Genomic DNA, 17,337 nt, shown 5'->3' with positions numbered 1-17,337 from the left:
TGTGGCCAGTCGGTTAGTTGTACCGTGTACCGATAAAATAATTATATGCTCATTAATATCATAACTAAATTAATGTTTTGCAATATTACTGCCCAACTGCAATCGGCTGTATGTTTTAAAAAACGATATATAACCTATTTTATTGTGGCCATATTTTAGCTTAAAAAATAAGGTAATACACCCTAAAAACTTTATCGCTTGTGTAAAACATGGTTATATACACAGGTTAACCAAACATAATTAAAAAAGGATAAAATATGAACGCTTTTCGGCTATGTATTGCCTTGCTATGTACTTTTATATTGTTACCTAGTAGTTATGCCGAACAAGGCTATCAAACCCCATCTGCTGAATTAGCAGCATTAGTTGATGCAAAATTAGCACCTAGAAGCGCTTTGTCGAGTAATGGGCAATGGCTCGCACTTTTTGAGCGCAAGCGTGTTGTGTCGTTAGATGAATTAGCAAAAAGTGAATTAAAATTAGCGGGAATTAAGCTAAATCCAGTTAACTTTTCTCGCTCTCGCGTAAGTGCAAAATACAGTGCAATTCAAATAAAACACGTAGAAACTGGTACCGTGTTTAATATAAATAATTTACCAGATGGGATTATCCGTTCACCGCGTTTTTCACCCGATAGCCAGTATTTAGCGTTTGTTGTTGAGCAAAAAAAGTCTGCTAATTTGTGGCTTTATAATGTAAATACCAAACAAGCGCAGCAATTAAGCCCAACACCATTAAACTCGGTGTTAAGTGCAAATCCTTATAAGTGGTTACCTGATAGTAGCGCGATTATTGCTAATTTAGCGGTTAATATAAATAAGCCAAAACTAATCAATAATAGCCAAAATGTTGTTCCAGTCATTCAACAAAGCACCGGTGAAAAAGCACCTGCACGGACTTATCAAAACTTGTTAACCAGTCCATTTGATGAAGCACAATTTAAGTTTTATGGGCAAGGTCAACTGGCCTTTATTACTTTAGATGGTAATACCCAACAAATTGGTCGGGCAGGGTTATATAAATCGTTCTCGATTTCTCCTGATTCAAACAATATATTAGTCGCGACTATTAATGAGCCTTTTTCTTATCAAGTACCGTACTCACGTTTTGCCACAACATGGCAAGTGCTTGGGATGCGTGGACATGTATTAGCGCAACTAGCTAAACAACCCCTTGGCGATAATATCCCACAAGGTTATGACAGTGTTCGCACTGGAGCGCGAAAATTTGAATGGCGAGCAGATAAAGGGGCTGAAGTTATTTGGGCACAAGCACAAGATAACGGTGATATGAAAACCGATGTGCCATATCACGATTACTTATATAGCTTACGTGCTCCTTTTAAGCGTGAACCCAAATTATTTGCTAAAGTAGAGCGCCGTTATGCAGGTATAGAGTGGGGCAATGATCAAGTTGCGATGTTAACTGATTGGCGCTTTAGCGATAGGCAAGTTCGCACTTTTATTATTAATCCTCGTTATGCCGATAAAAACCGCATTCTATTTTCTGAGCGTAGTTATAATGATGCCTATAACAACCCTGGTGATGTGATATATGAGCGCAATGATTTAGGTGCCAATGTAATAAAAATTGTTGGTGACCGTTATATTTACTTACGTGGAAACGGTGCTTCTGAAAAGGGGAATATCCCATTTTTAGACCGCTACGATGTTAAAACAAATAGTACTAAACGAGTATGGCAATCACAGGCTCCATATTATGAGCGTGTGCGCGCTTTATTAGATGATGATGGTGAGCGTTTTATTACTATTCGAGAGTCTAAAACAGAGCAACCTAACTTCTTTATACGAGATTTAGATGATGACAACCTTACTCAGTTAACTAACTTTGAGCATCCTTATCCTGCTTTCAAAGGAGTTAAAAAAGAGTTGTTACGTTATAAACGCAACGACGATGTTGAGCTTTCGGGTACGCTTTATTTGCCACCCGGTTATGATAAAACACAAGGGCCTTTACCGGTTTTAATGTGGGCTTATCCACTTGAATATAAAGATAAAGCGGTTGCCTCTCAGGTACGAGAGTCGCCTTATGAATTTACGTATATTGGTTACTGGGGGCCAATGCCATACTTAGCTAAAGGGATTGCCGTGTTTGACGATCCTAAAATGCCAATTGTAGGCATTGATGAAGCGCAGCCAAATGATAACTTTAGAACACAATTGGTTGCCAGTGCACAAGCGGCGGTTGATGTGTTAGTTAACAAAGGCATTGCTGATAAAAATAAAATTGCTATTGCAGGGCATTCATACGGCGCCTTTATGGTCGCTAATTTATTGGCTCATAGTGATTTATTTAAAACCGGTATTGCTCGAAGTGGAGCTTATAATCGTACTTTAACTCCGTTCGGGTTTCAGGGGGAAGAACGTGATTTTTGGCAAGCGCAAGATGTATATGCCAATATGTCACCATTTTTTCATGCCGAGAAAATTAACGAACCGATGTTAATGATCCATGGTCAAGAAGACCCTAATTCAGGTACTTTCCCCATGCAAAGTGAGCGTATGTATGCTGCATTAAAAGGGCTAGGTAAAGAAGCACGATTAGTGATGCTACCTTATGAGGCGCATGGTTACCGAGCTCGTAAGAGCTTATTACATGTGCTTTGGGAACAAGAGCAGTGGTTAAATAAGTACTTGTTGACTGATGAAGTGCAAGCTGGAACGAAAGTTATAGAGGCAGAAACCCCTGTGAACTAAGGCATTTTAAGGAGGGAACAAGACCCACTCTTAATCTCACAGCACTTTCCCCATGCAAAGTGAGCGTATGTACGCCGCATTAAAAGGGCTAGGTAAAGAAGCACGATTAGTAATGCTACCTTATGAGGCGCATGGTTACCGAGCTCGTAAGAGTTTATTACATGTGCTTTGGGAGCAAGAGTAATGGCTAGATAAGTATTTATTAAATACTGGTAATCCAGCTCAAACTGAGGCGGTGGTCTCGACACCATAACGTCAGTACAGGACTGTGAAAGCAGAAGACCACGCTTAATCTCACCGCACTTTACCCGTGCAAAGTGAGCGTATGTATGCTGCGCTTACAGGATCTGTACTGCTAATTTTAATTTAAGAGTGAGTTAATGATAGATGTAACAGCACTAGCCGTTTTTATTCCTACCTTTTTTATTGTGTCGATCACACCCGGCATGTGTATGACGTTGGCCATGACATTAGGGATGAGTATTGGTGTGCGTCGTACTTTATGGATGATGCTAGGTGAAGTATGTGGTGTTGCTTGCGTGGCGTTTGCTGCTGTTTTAGGTGTGGCGAGTGTTATGCTTAATTATCCAGATATTTTTACTATTTTAAAATATTTGGGTGGTGCCTATTTAATTTATATTGGCATTAATATGTACCGTGATAAAGGAAGTTTAGCGGTTGAAAACCAAGATTCAAAAAATGTAAGCAAGTATTCACTATTATCTCAAGGCTTTGTTACTGCCATTGCAAATCCAAAAGGGTGGGCGTTTATGATCTCTCTACTACCGCCGTTTATCAATATTAATTATGCCGTTGCACCGCAGCTGTCTATGCTGGTGGTTGTTATCATGTTGAGCGAATTTTTATGTATGTTGGTTTATGCCAGCGGCGGAAAAACGCTAAAGCATTTTTTGAGCCGGGGCAATAATATTATTTGGATGAATCGAATTGCTGGCAGTTTAATGATGGTTGTCGGTATCTGGTTAGCAACAACCTAGCTTCGCATTAGCCAAATTATGCTTACACCTGACAATTACTAGCAATAAATCAGATCTAAAAACTAATATAGGTGGGTTAATACCGACATATTTCTTTTATTTAGCTTTAATTGGCAGGAGTAAAAAAGTACACAGCATTATTAGCTTTGCTTATTTTGTAGCTCGGTAATTTTATCTTTAATTTTTTCTGCTTCGGCGGTGATCATTGCAAACAATTTCATATCGCCTTTTCGTTGTGCCTGCATTGCTTGCTCTAATTTAGCAAAATATTGTTTATCTAATTTCTTAATTGGATCTTTTTTAAATAGTGAGAACATGTAAATTTACCCTTGTGAGTTAATGCTAGTAATACGTAGTTGCTCGGTGTTTAGTTTTATCGCTCATTAAATATATTTTACACAATGACTAATTTTCGGTTTCTAAGGTTGATTTAACCTAACAATTACATGCTTTGATACTATGTAGATTAAATAAGGTGTTTAATTATAAATAAAGGGGTTTTATGATTACGTGTCAGCTTTACGATAGTATTGAATTACTTTGCATGAAGCACTTTTGTGTATCGGTGTATTTATTAAATGGACGCTGTATAACAGGGATAGCTTTAGATACAGCACGAAACTCACAGCGCATTGAGTGTCTTAAAATAAGTTTACCCGATGATAATACTGAGTTGATAGTGTTAACCGACATTAGCTTAATAAAAGTAAATACTAAAAATACATATATGAGTGAAGTGCGTTTTACCTAGCTTATTTTATAACCGAATGATCATATTTAATCGGTTACTTCTAAAAACCAACCATTTTATCGTACTATTTATATACCCCTTTAGAGCATAAGTAAGCATGTGCTTCGTCGGTGTACGGTTTAAATGCTTTCCAGCGACCAATCGCTTTATTATTAAGAGGTTGGCGCACCTGTACTTTACTTGCAGTTGATACGGGTGCGGTATTTAAATGAAAATCAATACATTGCGGTTGCCACTGTAAATCACAAAAACTCACTAGCTCTTTGATTTTTTGCTCTGGGTTGTTCACTAACTCTTCGTAATGCATTATTTTTATATGGGTATGTATCGCACTAAAGTGTTGCATTAGCTTATAAAAACGATTGTAAAATTTAGCCGTGTCGAGTAAATCGAGTGAGTAGGCATAGTAGGGGTTATTTATAGTAAATAACTGACGATAGTTACCAATACAGGTATCCATTGGGTCGCGTAACATACAAATTATTTTAGCGTTTGGGAGTGCTTTAGTAATTAAGTCGATATAAAAAAAGTTAAACGGTAGTTTATCAATAAAGTGTTTATGACTGCCGGTTGTTACCCGAGTTGCATTTAAATATGTGGTACCAAGTTCTTTAAAATCAATGTCATATGCTTTAGTGAGTGTTTGTGTATCGAGCACGTGAGGTGTGTGTGTTTGGCTTAACTTTTTAACACTTAGGCCAAAATCTTGGAGTTCTCCGGCCGATTGTACATCGCTATGGCTTGATAAAATACGTTCAATAAGAGTGGTGCCAGAGCGAGGCATACCTAAAACAAAGATGGGTTCTTTTGTTAAATTCCCTTCTACGGTTACGTTCGTGTTTTGATTACTTAATTGAGTAATATGCGCAAATAATTCGGTTGAACTGTGATGATCAAATGGCTTACTTGCTTTTTTTGCTGCTTTGCCTTGTTGTAGGCTGTTAAATGCATGCCCAAATTCCCCAATATCTTGATACTCTTTTGCGAGGGCATGGCCGATATGAAGTTTTTCATCGGGGTGTGTTACTTGCTCAAATACGTATTTTAACCGCGGGATATGATTATTATGTTTTGTTACTTTGGTTAAATCACTCAACGCAAAGTGACTTTGATGATGAAGTGGGTTAAGTGTTATTGCACTTTCAAATGCATCTTGTGCGTTATCAAATAAGCCTAAAAACTTTGCACTAACTCCATAGTTATAATAAAACTGTGGTTGCGGTTTATTAATAGATTTAGCCAATGTGATAGCACAATTAAAATAACTAAGAGCCTCTTTGTGTAGGCCTGCTTGAGTGAGTGCTACGCCTAAAGTATCCGCATCAAGCGGTTTTTTTATAGATTTAACATTGATAGCAAGGGCGGTATTTTTTGCTTTAGTCAGTTCTCCCGTTAAGGCATAACACTTTGCCAATTGTGCACTGTATTCAATACTTTGGCCAAGCATAAGTGCTTTTTCTATGAGTTTAATGGCTTTAAATATTTGCCCAACTCGTAAATTAACCATCGCCAGTAAAAAGTAACCATCAGCAAAGTCAGGTTTGTTTGTCACTAAGTTCACTAGAGCACTATGGGCTTGCTCTATTTTACCTTGGTTTAAAAATTTAATCGCACTTTGATGGAGTTGTGTAAGATCTGGCTGCATATTATTTATAATGATTATGTTAGGAGTGTATTTTAACCTGATAATAAAAAGGCTCAAATTAATTTGAGCCTTTTAAATAAAATATAACGGTCGTTATATTTCAAATTTATAGTTAAATTTAACACCGACAGTGAGAGGTTTATTTATGTAATGACCATAGTTACGCTGTATTTCTGCGCCGTTAGCCGTTGTAATGTCTGCATCTGAGCGGCGTACTGAAGTGACCGCATATTTGTTAAATAAGTTATTAACATACAATGTTGTAGACCATTCGTCAGCAGTTAGTTTTGCAGATATATTGCTTAAGCTATAGCCTGGAATTGATTCGCCATCATCATGTAAGCCAACAGTCGAAATAATATCGCTTTGAGCTGTTAAACCGTAGTTAATATCAAGGGTTTTATCGTTAAATACATCCGTTTGATAGTTTAGCCCTAACGAGAACTGATGCTCGGGAGAGCCTGGTAATCTATCGCCTGATACAGCGCCATCTGTGCCATCTGAGTTAAATAAGAATGGTGCATCTGATGTTAGCTCAGCTTTAGTGTAAGCATACGTCGCATAAGCTGAAAACGAGTCTGATAATACCGCACGACTTGATAACTCTAACCCTTTGGCATTTGCCGTGCCCGCATTTGAGATATAAGGAAGTTGTCCTACTTCTGTTGCTCCTGCAACTTGTGCATTATCCCAATCTACATTAAAGATAGCGGCGTTAAAGTGTAAACGACTTCTTAACCATGTGCTTTTAAAGCCAAGCTCGTAGTTCGTTGTGGTATCAGCATCGTAAAGCATCTCTTCAGGTTGACCACAACCGGCTTGGTTTGCTGGTAATGGATCTGGACACGGTGCTAAGCCATTTGAACCACCTATTCTAAAGCCTTCACTGATAGTGGCATAACCCATTACTGAGTCTGTAAATTGGTATTTAGCATTAAACTTAAATAAGTTACCGTTATCGTCTGCTTCGTTTTGTTCAAAAGCAAGGGTGATATCCTCAGGTCCTGCGCCGCCAAACAATGTATTAAACAATGGAAAATCGACTGCAGATTCAGACTCTACATCGTATTGGTATAGTCGTGCACCAACTGTTATATCAAGCTTTTCAGTTACTTGGTAACCTACTTCACCAAATATAGCTGATTCGGTAATTGTTGTACGATCTACTGAATAGTATTCTAATTCATCAGGACGAGACTGATCAGCACCAAAGTTATCTACCGCCCAGTCACCAAATCCAGGTGTAAACTCTTCACTTGAAGCATCTGATTCGTACTTGTTATAAAACGCACCGACAATCCAATTGATACGACTGTCACTTTGAGATACTAATCTTAGCTCTTGCGTAAAGGTATCTACTTCTTCTATTTCACGAGTGAATGCAGAAAATGACGGAAACTCTTCGTATCCATAATCTAAACGTATTAATAAATCGGTTTGATCACGCTGACCATCAGCTTCAAAATGTGAAATACCTGTAGCTGAAACTAGCTCAGCAAAGCCTAAGTCGGCTTTTAATTCTAGGCTTAAAAGTTGGTCTTCTTTTTCACGTGGCTCTTCGTAGCGATAAGCTGACTCATACTTACCAATAACATCACTTAAACCGTTCTCATCGTTTAAGCTATTGTAATGCACAATTGAACGGCCTTCACTTTCTTGCTTCTGATAGAAGTAATTTAAGGTACCTTCAAAGTCATTGTTGGGCTTCCAACGTACTGAAATACGACCTGTTTGGGTGCTTTCACCATTGGCATCTTTTACATTTTTTAAGTTATCGTCAATTGCCCCACTGTCGCTCCAATCAGGATCGGGTAATGATACGCCGGGTTCTTCAACGGTGTATGCATAATCAATAAAGCCTGGGTCTTCATATAAATTTAAACTTGCACGTACAGCTAACTCATCTTCAATAAGTGGAATATTGACGATAAAACCACCTTCGCCACCAATCGAGTCACTTTGTTGGGTTTGAAACATATCGCCGTATACTTCAACCGACGTAAAATCTAGTTCTGGCTCTTTTAGAATGTAGCGAATGGCGCCACCTAAAGTGCCTGCGCCATATAATGTACCTTGCGGGCCAATTAATACTTCAACGCGGTCTACATCAACAAGGCGCATATCGATAGAAACAGGAATTTCATTAATATAAGTAGCAACAGTACCACCATCAGAAGACGGGCCAGATGAATTGGTATTTAAACCACGAACAATGATTGGTGAGCCTGCGCGGCCACCTTGATCTGTAATAGTTAAACCAGGCACCCAACGTGCTACATCAGCCAACTCACTTACATTTTGGTTTTTCATAATGTCTGCATCAAGCGCTGTAATATTTAGCGGTGCATCTTGAACCGAACCACTGCGTCGTGTTGCAGTTATTTCAATAATTTCGAGTGACTTTTCTGTTTTGGCTGTTTCTTCTTGAGCGACAGCAAAAGTTGGTAGCATAAGTGCCGTAGAGCACACACTTGTTACTGCTAAAGCAAGTAAGCTTGGTTTAAGCATAAAAATTTATCCCCAGATATTTTTATAAAATTTGTTTGAGACTTTAGTCTAACCATAAATTAAAAAATTAAATAGCTTAAATGCGCCCTGAATTAAAATTCATTTTAAGTTTATCTATATTCACTCGGGGTTGTGATTATAAAGTGTTCAAAGTTATTAAATTGTAAAGTTAATTTAATAAGTACGGAGGTTTTAGGTGGATTATTTGTTTTTTAGTAGTTTGTTTAAATAATTTAACGATATAGAGGGTTTTATAAGCAGTTTATTTTGTTTTGTTAAAAAATAAAGTGGTTTTGTTTTTTGTAAATAACTATGCATTTTTAAGCGGCTAATTATTATGATGTTGAAAAAAAATCATGTTGAAAAAGTAGTCAGTTATTACCGAAGATAACGAAAAAAGCCATATAAATAATTATATGGCTTTTTATTTAGGTACTTAAATAAACTACATTTAGATTAGCTTATATACTAGATACCCAGTGCTTGTCCGCCGCCGATTTGAATTGTTTCTGCGGTGATGAATGCTGCATCTTTACTTACTAAGAAAGAGATAACGCCAGATACATCTTCAGGCTGGCCTAAACGACCAAGCATGATGCTATCTTTCCAAGATGCAAATACTTCAGGCTTAGTTTCTTTAATTTGCTTGTGGAAAGGTGTATCGATAGTACCAGGTGATACTGCGTTAACACGAATACCTGCAGGAGCAAGCTCTTTAGCAAGTGCACGAGTGAAAGTATGTACAGCCGCTTTAGATGTACCGTAGATACCCGCTCCTGGGCCACCTGCATTCCATGCTGCATTAGAAGTGTAGTTAATGATTGAACCACCTTCTGTTTTTTTCATAAAAGGAATAGCAGCTCGTGATACAAAGAATGCGCTGTCTAGGTTAAGAGCCATTACAAAACGGAAGAACTCAGTCGTCATTTCTTCAATTGGACTACGGCCACCTAAGCCACCTGCATTATTAATTACAACGTCAATTTGACCATATTTATTACCAATGGCCGTTACATTTTCAGTCACAGCTTCATCGTTAGTTACGTCAAAACCGTAGTATTGTGCTTCGATACCTTCTGCTTCTAATTCAGCAACACGTTGTGCACCAACTTCATCTTCAATTCCGTTAAGAACAACAGTGTAACCATCTTGACCAAGACGCTTCGCTACTTGGAAACCAATTCCACCCGTAGCACCTGTGATTAATGCAATTTTCTTAGACATATTATAATTCTCATTGATTAGTTAACTAAAAAATTAACCTAATATTGTTATTAGGAAAGTATCGCCGACTTGCTAAAATTAAAAAATAAAGCATCTTTGACGCAAATCTTGTAAAGCAAATATTAGTGGTTTTAAATGTAAAGTAAAGTGATTGGTAAGTTTATTTTTAATTATTGGTAAAGCTTATTGGTAATAAGGTGGCGGTTTTGACTAAGACATAGATAATATTTAATTTAACTAACTAATTTTAAATGGTATTTTTTTTTATGCTTCTGTTTCTATAGAGATAAAAAATTATAAGCTTTATAAAAATTTTTACTCAACTAGATGTAAAAAATAACAACCTATAAATCATTTGTAGTACATAAGTATTGGTAATATTTTTTAAGTTACTATTTTTGTTTAGACGTAAGCATGTCCCTACTTTATGGTTTAGTATTATGTAAATAAAAACACACACATTAACAACATTGTTTTTATTTTTAACACACTGACATTGTAGGTAGGCACATGATGGGAAAATTCGGCTTTAAAAATACGCTGATTTTAGCGGTTATTAGCTGTTTGGTTTTAGCGCTTGGTATGACAAGTTTTATATCCACATATCAATTATCAAAAATAAAAAACCGATGATCTGATACTCAATATTAAAACGTCATCTAAATATGAAACCAATAATATAGCGCAATATATTAAAAATAATGCTAAGCCAATTATTGACTTAGCTGAGTTATATGCAACAAATCAAAATGATTTGGCCCATGAAAAACAAGTGGCATTTGCAGCTAAAGTCTCAGGGGTTTATAAGATTACTTTGGGCTTTGATGATGGGCGATTTTATGTTTCTATTCCTTCAAAGAAGACGTTTCCAGGTGGGGTTGGGATAAAAGAGAAATATGATCCACGTAGTCGACCTTGGTATAAATTAGGTAAAAAAGTAAATGGTTTTGCCTTAAGTGATGTATTTGTTACTAAACAAGGAAGCTTATTACTTGGTGCCGTGCAGAGCATTAAAAATGGCATATTGTTAGCTGATATACGGCTAAATAATTTACATGAATTACTTGAAGGCGTGAATGTGATTTCAGGTGCAACATCTTATATTGTTGATGCAAAGGGGATGGTATTAGCTTCCACCGATAAAAATATTAAAATACAACAACAAATTCAAACACACCCTTATTTTTCATCCTTATCATCCACTTTATTAAATGCAAGTACATCTTATAACGAACAAACAGTAGAAGGGGTGTCGCAATTAATCTTTTCTAATAAAATAAATTTAATTGGTGGCAGTCACTGGTTTTTAATTAATGTTGTTGATAGAGATATAGCACTGAACAAAGTCGATCGAATCACCATAGAGCAGTATTGCTGGGCATTAGGTATAGCGATTGTGTTTATTTTAATAATTATCGTTGTATTAAATCAAGTGTATAAACCCGTAATCGCATTAAAACACTTAATACTTAATTTATCGCAAGGTAGCGGTGACTTGTCGCAAACTCTTTAGGTAAAAAGTAATGATGATTTAGGTGAAATCGCATCGGGTGTTAATCACTTTATTGGTAACTTAAATGCCATGATGTTAAATGTACAAGCTGTGACCACTAAGCTCTCTGGTGGGGTGACAAATTTGCGGACTCACTCACACACTAACACGCAGATTTTAGATCAGCATCAACTAGAAACGAATCAAGTGGTTATTGCAATGGATGAGCTAGGCAGCACTGCTGAACTTGTTGCGAAAAATGCCGCTGATGCCGCGCAATATACGCAAGAAGCAAATAACGCAGGTGAGGTGTCGAGGCACACTATTGATAGCGCACAAACTAGCTTGAATCAACTAGCAGAAGAAGTCGATACTGCAGCAAATAATGTTATTTGTATGAGTGAAGAAACAAAAGAAATCAGTTCTATCCTTTGTGTTATCGGCTCTATTGCCGATCAAACCAATTTATTAGCACTCAATGCCGCTATTGAAGCTGCAAGAGCAGGAGAGCAAGGCCGAGGTTTTGCTGTCGTTGCCGAGGAAGTTAGAGCGCTGGCTGCAAGAACACAAACGAGCACCAGTGAAATAGAAGCTGCATTAGAAACATTACAAGCGGGGGCTGATACCGTTGTGCATTCTATTTCAACAACAAAAAGCACCAGTAGTAAAACAGTGACTGAAGCGGTTGGGATTTCAGAGAATTTAGTGCAAATGAATCACTTTGTTGAGAGAATCAACGATTTAAGTACACAAATATCAACCTCAGCTAACGAGCAAAACCAAGTGATCCAAAGTATTATTCAAAATATGAATTGTATTCACACCATGGTGGCCGATTTAACTGTAAATGGTAAAACGGTTCATGGTGAGATTGATGATATTGCCGATTTAAATACCCAACTCAGCGCGATTGTTGGGCAGTTTAAATTACAATAAAAGTGCTTATTTTTTAGGAGAAAGACTACTTCCTATAGAAGCAAAAATCACTAGCAAAATAGCAAGCCACTGCCAAAATGTAAGTAGCTCAGCCAAAATAATATAGCCTGCAAGTGCTGCAATTGCAGGCTCTAAGCTCATCATTATACTAAAGCTTTGTGATGGCATATTACGCAGTGCAACCATTTCTAAAGTATAGGGTAGCGCGCTTGATAGCACCGCAATAACGATCCCCAAAGGAATAATCGCCAAAGTGAATGAGCTGGCTTGTGAAATAACACCAAAAGGGACAATTACAACAGCTGCTACAGTCATACCTAGAGCAACCGTTTGCCCGCCAGAACCTTGCATTCCTGTTTTTTTTCCAAATAATATATAACCAGCCCAACATGCGCCTGCAGCCAACGCTAAAATAACACCGAGCGGGTCTAAACTTTGGTCGCTTTTCATATCCGGTAGTAACAAAATAATGCCTAAAATGGCAAACACAACCCACAAGAGATCCCGCTTTGAACGAGAAGATAACAAAGCAACGGCTAATGGGCCCGTAAATTCTAAAGCAACACCAATCCCTAAAGGTATTCGTTCGATAGCATAATAAAAAAGAATATTCATACCGCCCAAAGAGAGACCATATATTATAATATTCATACGTTTACCTTGGGCTGGTAACGAACGCCATGGTTTGAAAATAAAACACAATATTAAAGCTGAAAAGCCGAGCCTCATTGCTGTTGTGCCTTCTGGACCAATAAGAGGAAATAGCTGTTTAGCAAATGATGCGCCTGATTGTATGGTCATCATGGCAAATAAAACACATAAAATGGCAGTTAAAAAAGGAGGAAGTTTAAAGCGCATCGATATCTCTGAATTAGTAGTCGTAGTTTGCAGTCACTGTAATGTTAACTTTTTAATGATTTGAAGTAAGCAAAAAATACTTCATCCAAACCCCAGTTTTGATTATGTTTAATATTAACATAATTAACAACTGTTACTAAGATATCGATTTAATTAGTTTTTTATAAAAAACAGTAAACTAACGGCTGTACTAACGCTTTTTATTATTACTAAATAGAGTTCTTGGTAATGTAGGTGGGTTATTATTGGTTGACAATGTTTATGGTGTTTATTATTCTCTGTCATACAGTTTGGTTTACCAGTTGCGATTATTGGTAAATTCAACAAAATATCAATCGTGACTTTTATCGAACTGATATCAAAGCGTTAAAATACACTATGTTAAACATATGTTTATAAAATAATTCACAACTTTAGTTTTTGCTATTAATGCATACGACTAAAGACTGAACAGCTTCTTGCACACACTGCATATAGTTAAAGAGTTCCTCTCACTTTAAACTCTAAAGCTAGTCTCGCAGTGAGAGGAAACAAAAACCCCCGTAAGGGGGTTTTTTTTACTTAAAAATTAAGAACTCGTTTTAATTTAAACATCGGCTTATTTAATCATTAAATTAATTTTAAATTTGGTGTGATTTTACGATGTGTTTTAGCGTATTGCTTAAAGGCTATGCTAAATTTTATGAGCAGAAGTGCAAAGTGCTACTTTATAATTTAAGTAGCACTTTAAATATTATGATTGCGCTTTTTTAACTAACCCATCAAGAGAATACAAGCCACGCTTTTCACTATTTTTACGTTTTATTTCTTCTAGAGCACGAGACTCTACAGCATCAAATAAAGCGTTAATTAAACGGTTGAAATGCTGGTGCATGGCCGCACGAGCCGCATTCGCGTCATGATTTGCTAATGCATTATAAATTGCCGTATGTTCATCCATAACGCAATCTTCATTGTTCTTACAGACACTGCCATAATCAGCAACAATTTGGGTATTAGTTAGGCGTAAATCCCATAAACTAGAGACAGCATATGAAAGGGCTTTATTACGTGTTGCGTTGGCAATGATCTCATGAAACTCTCGGTCAGCTTGTTCTACATACAAGCCTTCTTCCATTGCCTCTAATGTTTTGTATAATCTTGCTAGTTCATCATCTGTAATACTATGCGCTGCTAAAGCGGCAATTTCACCTTCGATGAGTGCACGGGCTTGTGTGAGTTCAAAGGCACTTATTTCTTGTGATTTTATCGGATGATCTTGGCGTTCAACAACATATACCCCTGATCCTGTTTTAACCTCAACACGACCACGTACTTCTAAAGCAATAATGGCTTCTCTAATTGTGGGACGGCTAACGTCAAACATTTCTGCAAGCTCTCGCTCCGGCGGTAAACGGCTACCAGCAGAAAATTCGCCCTGATTAATCAAAGCTTCGACTTTATCAACAATACGCCAGAATAAGCGACGATTTCCCATAATTTACCTTATAGCCCTTAGATGAGTAAACAAAATGTAATGCGTTAGAGTACCTTAAACACATATATTATGTCAAAAATCATATTAATCATTATTAAAAAATAGCAGCAAAAATTGGTAATTCAATATGTAATACCAATTTTTATTTATGTTTCTGCAATTGGTCACCTTGATTGGTAAATTTTACTGTGTTAGTTTTAGTGAGTTACTTATATTAATAGCTTGTTTACAAAATAGTTAACTCTAAACCTACACACTTTAGTTGTAACACCTATTTTTTAAATACTCACATTGTCATAGTTAGGAGCACACACATGCTTACACTGCCCAAGAAAATCGTCACTATTAGCCATTTAATTTGCAGTCGTGTTATAAGCATTCGTGCATAAAATATTTATTTGTTAAGGAAATAGCATGAAAAAAGAGTTTAATCTTAAGCTAAATACGCCTTTATTATTTTTAGGGTTAAGTAGCACCACTTTATTTAGTCATTTTGCCCTTGCTGAAAGTTATACCGTCGCATCACCTAACGAATATAAAAAGATTGCTCAGAATTTAGCTCCAGGCGATATCGTTAATCTTAAAAATGGTACTTGGCAAGATTTTGAAATTGTATTCAGTGCTAAAGGCACACAAGAAAAGCCTATTATTTTACAAGCCCAAACCCCTGGCGCTGTGATTTTATCTGGTCAATCAAACTTAAGATTGGCAGGTGAGCATTTAGTGGTTAAAGGGTTAGTGTTTAAAAATGGTTTTACTCCAAGTAGTGAAGTTATTTCGTTTCGTAAAAATAAAGATGAGCTAGCTTATAATTCGCGTGTTACAGAAGTTGTTATTGATAATTACAGTAATCCTGATAAACGCGAGTCTGACTACTGGGTGGGTTTATATGGTCAAAATAACCGTTTTGATCATAACTACTTAGCCGGTAAGCGTAACAAAGGTGTTACCGTAGCGGTGCGGTTAAATACCGAACAAAGCCAACAGAATTCTCACAAAATAGATCACAACTACTTTGGCCCTCGTCCTGTTTTTGGTTCAAATGGTGGCGAAACCTTACGTATTGGTACAAGTCACTACTCTTTAACCGACTCATTAACTCAAGTAACGAATAATTACTTTGATCATTGTGATGGTGAAGTAGAAATTATCTCGGTTAAATCTGGTAAAAATACGATTAAAAATAATACCTTCTTTGAATCAAAGGGCACGCTAACTTTGCGCCACGGTAACGGTAACGTTGTTGAGGAAAATGTGTTTTTTGGTAATGGTGTCGATCATACAGGTGGCATTCGTGTAATTAATAAAGACCAAGTAGTGCGCAATAATTACTTAGAAGGTTTAACAGGCTATCGTTTTGGTAGCGCTTTGACGGTAATGAATGGTGTTCCAAATTCAAAAATTAATCGTTACCACCAAGTAAATAATGCCTTAATAGAAAATAATACACTGATTAATGTGTCGCATATTCAATTAGCTGCAGGCAGTGACGCTGAGCGTTCAGCAACACCCGTCAATAGTATTATGCGTAACAATGTTATTTATAATGAGAATAAAAAAGATGTATTTACTGCATTTGATGACATTAGTGGTATTAAATTTAGCAATAACATATTAAACCAAGTTGCAAAGCCAAGTATTAGCAATGGTTTTGAAAGTGATACATTAACACTTAAACGCGGTGATAATGGCTTACTGTATATCGCCAATAAAAAATATAGCAAGGTAGGGGCGACTAAATCATTAAAGCCAACATTAAAAAGTGAAACAGGCCCTCGTTGGTATGCTAAAAGTCCTATTCAAACCGCATTCGACTCAGCTAAAACACACACCGTAGATAACACTGAAGGTGCTTTATTTAATGCAATTAAAGCGGCAAATGATGGCGATGTTATTGAGCTTGCAGCAGGCAATTATAATGTGGCTAAAATGATTGCCATAGATAAGACGCTTACTTTACGCGGTGCAAAAAATACAAAACCTACAATTACTTTCGAGCGTACGGCCTTATTTGAAATAAATAATGATGGTAGTTTAAAACTTGAAAACTTAGCATTTAGTGGAAAGAACAGTCCTGATTCATCAGGTAATTCACTAATAAGAACGGCTAAATGGGGCATGTATAAAAACTATCGTTTAATATTAGATAATGTAAAAGTAACTGACTTAGATATTAACCATTCATTTCACGTATTTGATTCGGGTAGCGGTGCGTTTGCTGATGTGCTTTCAATAACCAACAGCGAATTTTTAAATGTAACGGGTGATATTGTCCGACTAAACAAAGAGCGTGATGATTTAGGTATTTATAATGCCGAATATTTAACACTAAAAAACAACACTTTTAAAGATATACAAGGCGCTGTAGCTAAGGTATACCGAGGTGGTACGGATGAAAGTACATTTGGCCCTCATGTTATTGTGTTAGACAACAGCTTTGAAAATGTTGGTTTAGGTAAACGTAATAAACACAGTGCATCATTTTGGTTGCATGGCGCGCAAGTAAGTGCAATTGAACATAATACCTTTAATAAAAGTGCTGCGATTAAAGTGGAACACACAGTAGGTGAGCCCAAAACTCGAATTAAAGATAATCGCTTTATTGCTTCATCAGCACCTGAGGTAAAAGAGTTAAATGCACCACAAACACAATCAGTCGCTAACAATGAGTTTAATAGCGCTGAATAATGTAATGACAGTTTTAATAACACTGAATACAATGAATGTTAAA

General features: G+C 36.8%; 13 protein-coding genes. 7 read left to right on the top strand and 6 right to left on the bottom strand.

The features are described 5' to 3' along the window. Positions 1-257 precede the first annotated feature (257 nt). The 3 genes from J8L70_RS11115 to J8L70_RS11110 all read left to right on the top strand — a co-directional run bounded on the left by J8L70_RS11115 (position 258) and on the right by J8L70_RS11110 (position 3,715). Entirely contained in the window at positions 258-2,717 is a 2,460-nt protein-coding gene (locus J8L70_RS11115; RefSeq protein ID WP_211055651.1) for a prolyl oligopeptidase family serine peptidase, read from the top strand. Between the two features lie 52 nt (positions 2,718-2,769). Beyond that, a complete protein-coding gene (locus J8L70_RS16125) occupies positions 2,770-2,901 on the top strand; it encodes a hypothetical protein (protein WP_282098176.1) in 132 nt (43 codons plus the stop codon). Positions 2,902-3,097: 196 nt separating this feature from the next. Beyond that, a complete protein-coding gene (locus J8L70_RS11110) occupies positions 3,098-3,715 on the top strand; it encodes a LysE family translocator (RefSeq protein WP_211055650.1) in 618 nt (205 codons plus the stop codon). Positions 3,716-3,855: 140 nt separating this feature from the next. Here the strand turns inward: J8L70_RS11110 and J8L70_RS11105 are convergent, their stop codons facing one another. After that, the gene (locus J8L70_RS11105) at positions 3,856-4,032 is read right to left on the bottom strand and encodes a DUF6435 family protein (protein ID WP_211055649.1); all 177 of its coding nucleotides are present in this window, start codon (positions 4,030-4,032) and stop codon (positions 3,856-3,858) included. Positions 4,033-4,217: 185 nt separating this feature from the next. Here J8L70_RS11105 and J8L70_RS11100 point away from each other — a divergent pair, with 185 nt between their 5' ends. Next, complete coding sequence (locus J8L70_RS11100; RefSeq protein WP_211055648.1) at positions 4,218-4,466, top strand: Rho-binding antiterminator; 249 nt, start codon at positions 4,218-4,220, stop codon at positions 4,464-4,466. Positions 4,467-4,530: 64 nt separating this feature from the next. Here J8L70_RS11100 and J8L70_RS11095 read toward each other — a convergent pair whose 3' ends face one another. From J8L70_RS11095 to J8L70_RS11085, 3 genes are all read right to left on the bottom strand, one after another. After that, the gene (locus J8L70_RS11095; protein WP_211055647.1) at positions 4,531-6,111 is read right to left on the bottom strand and encodes a sulfotransferase; all 1,581 of its coding nucleotides are present in this window, start codon (positions 6,109-6,111) and stop codon (positions 4,531-4,533) included. A 93-nt stretch (positions 6,112-6,204) separates the two neighbouring features. After that, the gene (locus tag J8L70_RS11090; RefSeq protein WP_211055646.1) at positions 6,205-8,619 is read right to left on the bottom strand and encodes a TonB-dependent receptor; all 2,415 of its coding nucleotides are present in this window, start codon (positions 8,617-8,619) and stop codon (positions 6,205-6,207) included. Positions 8,620-9,087: 468 nt separating this feature from the next. Beyond that, entirely contained in the window at positions 9,088-9,843 is a 756-nt protein-coding gene (locus tag J8L70_RS11085; protein ID WP_211055645.1) for an SDR family NAD(P)-dependent oxidoreductase, read from the bottom strand. 634 nt (positions 9,844-10,477) lie between these two features. Here J8L70_RS11085 and J8L70_RS11080 point away from each other — a divergent pair. Both J8L70_RS11080 and J8L70_RS11075 read left to right on the top strand, forming a co-directional pair. Next, the gene (locus J8L70_RS11080; RefSeq protein WP_211055698.1) at positions 10,478-11,356 is read left to right on the top strand and encodes a cache domain-containing protein; all 879 of its coding nucleotides are present in this window, start codon (positions 10,478-10,480) and stop codon (positions 11,354-11,356) included. Positions 11,357-11,425: 69 nt separating this feature from the next. Further along, positions 11,426-12,271, top strand: coding sequence for a methyl-accepting chemotaxis protein (locus J8L70_RS11075; protein ID WP_211055644.1), 846 nt, complete (start codon positions 11,426-11,428; stop codon positions 12,269-12,271). 6 nt (positions 12,272-12,277) lie between these two features. On the opposite strand, the gene J8L70_RS11070 is transcribed toward J8L70_RS11075, so the two are convergent. Further along, positions 12,278-13,129: a DMT family transporter gene (locus tag J8L70_RS11070; RefSeq protein ID WP_211055643.1), complete on the bottom strand. Its 852-nt coding sequence runs from the start codon at positions 13,127-13,129 to the stop codon at positions 12,278-12,280. Positions 13,130-13,862: 733 nt separating this feature from the next. Continuing rightward, positions 13,863-14,606 (bottom strand): FadR/GntR family transcriptional regulator, encoded by a 744-nt coding sequence (locus J8L70_RS11065; RefSeq protein ID WP_211055642.1) that lies wholly within the window; start codon positions 14,604-14,606, stop codon positions 13,863-13,865. A 414-nt stretch (positions 14,607-15,020) separates the two neighbouring features. Between J8L70_RS11065 and J8L70_RS11060 the strand changes: the two genes are divergently transcribed. Beyond that, positions 15,021-17,294: a chondroitinase-B domain-containing protein gene (locus J8L70_RS11060; RefSeq protein WP_211055641.1), complete on the top strand. Its 2,274-nt coding sequence runs from the start codon at positions 15,021-15,023 to the stop codon at positions 17,292-17,294. Positions 17,295-17,337 lie beyond the last annotated feature (43 nt).

It is taken from the genome of Pseudoalteromonas sp. MMG010 (genome assembly GCF_018100905.1).
Lineage (GTDB): Bacteria > Pseudomonadota > Gammaproteobacteria > Enterobacterales > Alteromonadaceae > Pseudoalteromonas.
This window is presented reverse-complemented; position numbering and strand designations above follow the sequence as displayed.

What these genes read in the sequence shown, in the direction of transcription:
- J8L70_RS11115 (WP_211055651.1), top strand. Translation starts at nt 258, where the DNA reads ATGAACGCTTTTCGGCTATGTATTGCCTTGCTATGTACTTTTATATTG.
- J8L70_RS16125 (WP_282098176.1), top strand. Translation starts at nt 2,770, where the DNA reads ATGCAAAGTGAGCGTATGTACGCCGCATTAAAAGGGCTAGGTAAAGAA.
- J8L70_RS11110 (WP_211055650.1), top strand. Translation starts at nt 3,098, where the DNA reads ATGATAGATGTAACAGCACTAGCCGTTTTTATTCCTACCTTTTTTATT.
- J8L70_RS11105 (WP_211055649.1), bottom strand. Translation starts at nt 4,032, where the DNA reads ATGTTCTCACTATTTAAAAAAGATCCAATTAAGAAATTAGATAAACAA.
- J8L70_RS11100 (WP_211055648.1), top strand. Translation starts at nt 4,218, where the DNA reads ATGATTACGTGTCAGCTTTACGATAGTATTGAATTACTTTGCATGAAG.
- J8L70_RS11095 (WP_211055647.1), bottom strand. Translation starts at nt 6,111, where the DNA reads ATGCAGCCAGATCTTACACAACTCCATCAAAGTGCGATTAAATTTTTA.
- J8L70_RS11090 (WP_211055646.1), bottom strand. Translation starts at nt 8,619, where the DNA reads ATGCTTAAACCAAGCTTACTTGCTTTAGCAGTAACAAGTGTGTGCTCT.
- J8L70_RS11085 (WP_211055645.1), bottom strand. Translation starts at nt 9,843, where the DNA reads ATGTCTAAGAAAATTGCATTAATCACAGGTGCTACGGGTGGAATTGGT.
- J8L70_RS11075 (WP_211055644.1), top strand. Translation starts at nt 11,426, where the DNA reads ATGATGTTAAATGTACAAGCTGTGACCACTAAGCTCTCTGGTGGGGTG.
- J8L70_RS11070 (WP_211055643.1), bottom strand. Translation starts at nt 13,129, where the DNA reads ATGCGCTTTAAACTTCCTCCTTTTTTAACTGCCATTTTATGTGTTTTA.
- J8L70_RS11065 (WP_211055642.1), bottom strand. Translation starts at nt 14,606, where the DNA reads ATGGGAAATCGTCGCTTATTCTGGCGTATTGTTGATAAAGTCGAAGCT.
- J8L70_RS11060 (WP_211055641.1), top strand. Translation starts at nt 15,021, where the DNA reads ATGAAAAAAGAGTTTAATCTTAAGCTAAATACGCCTTTATTATTTTTA.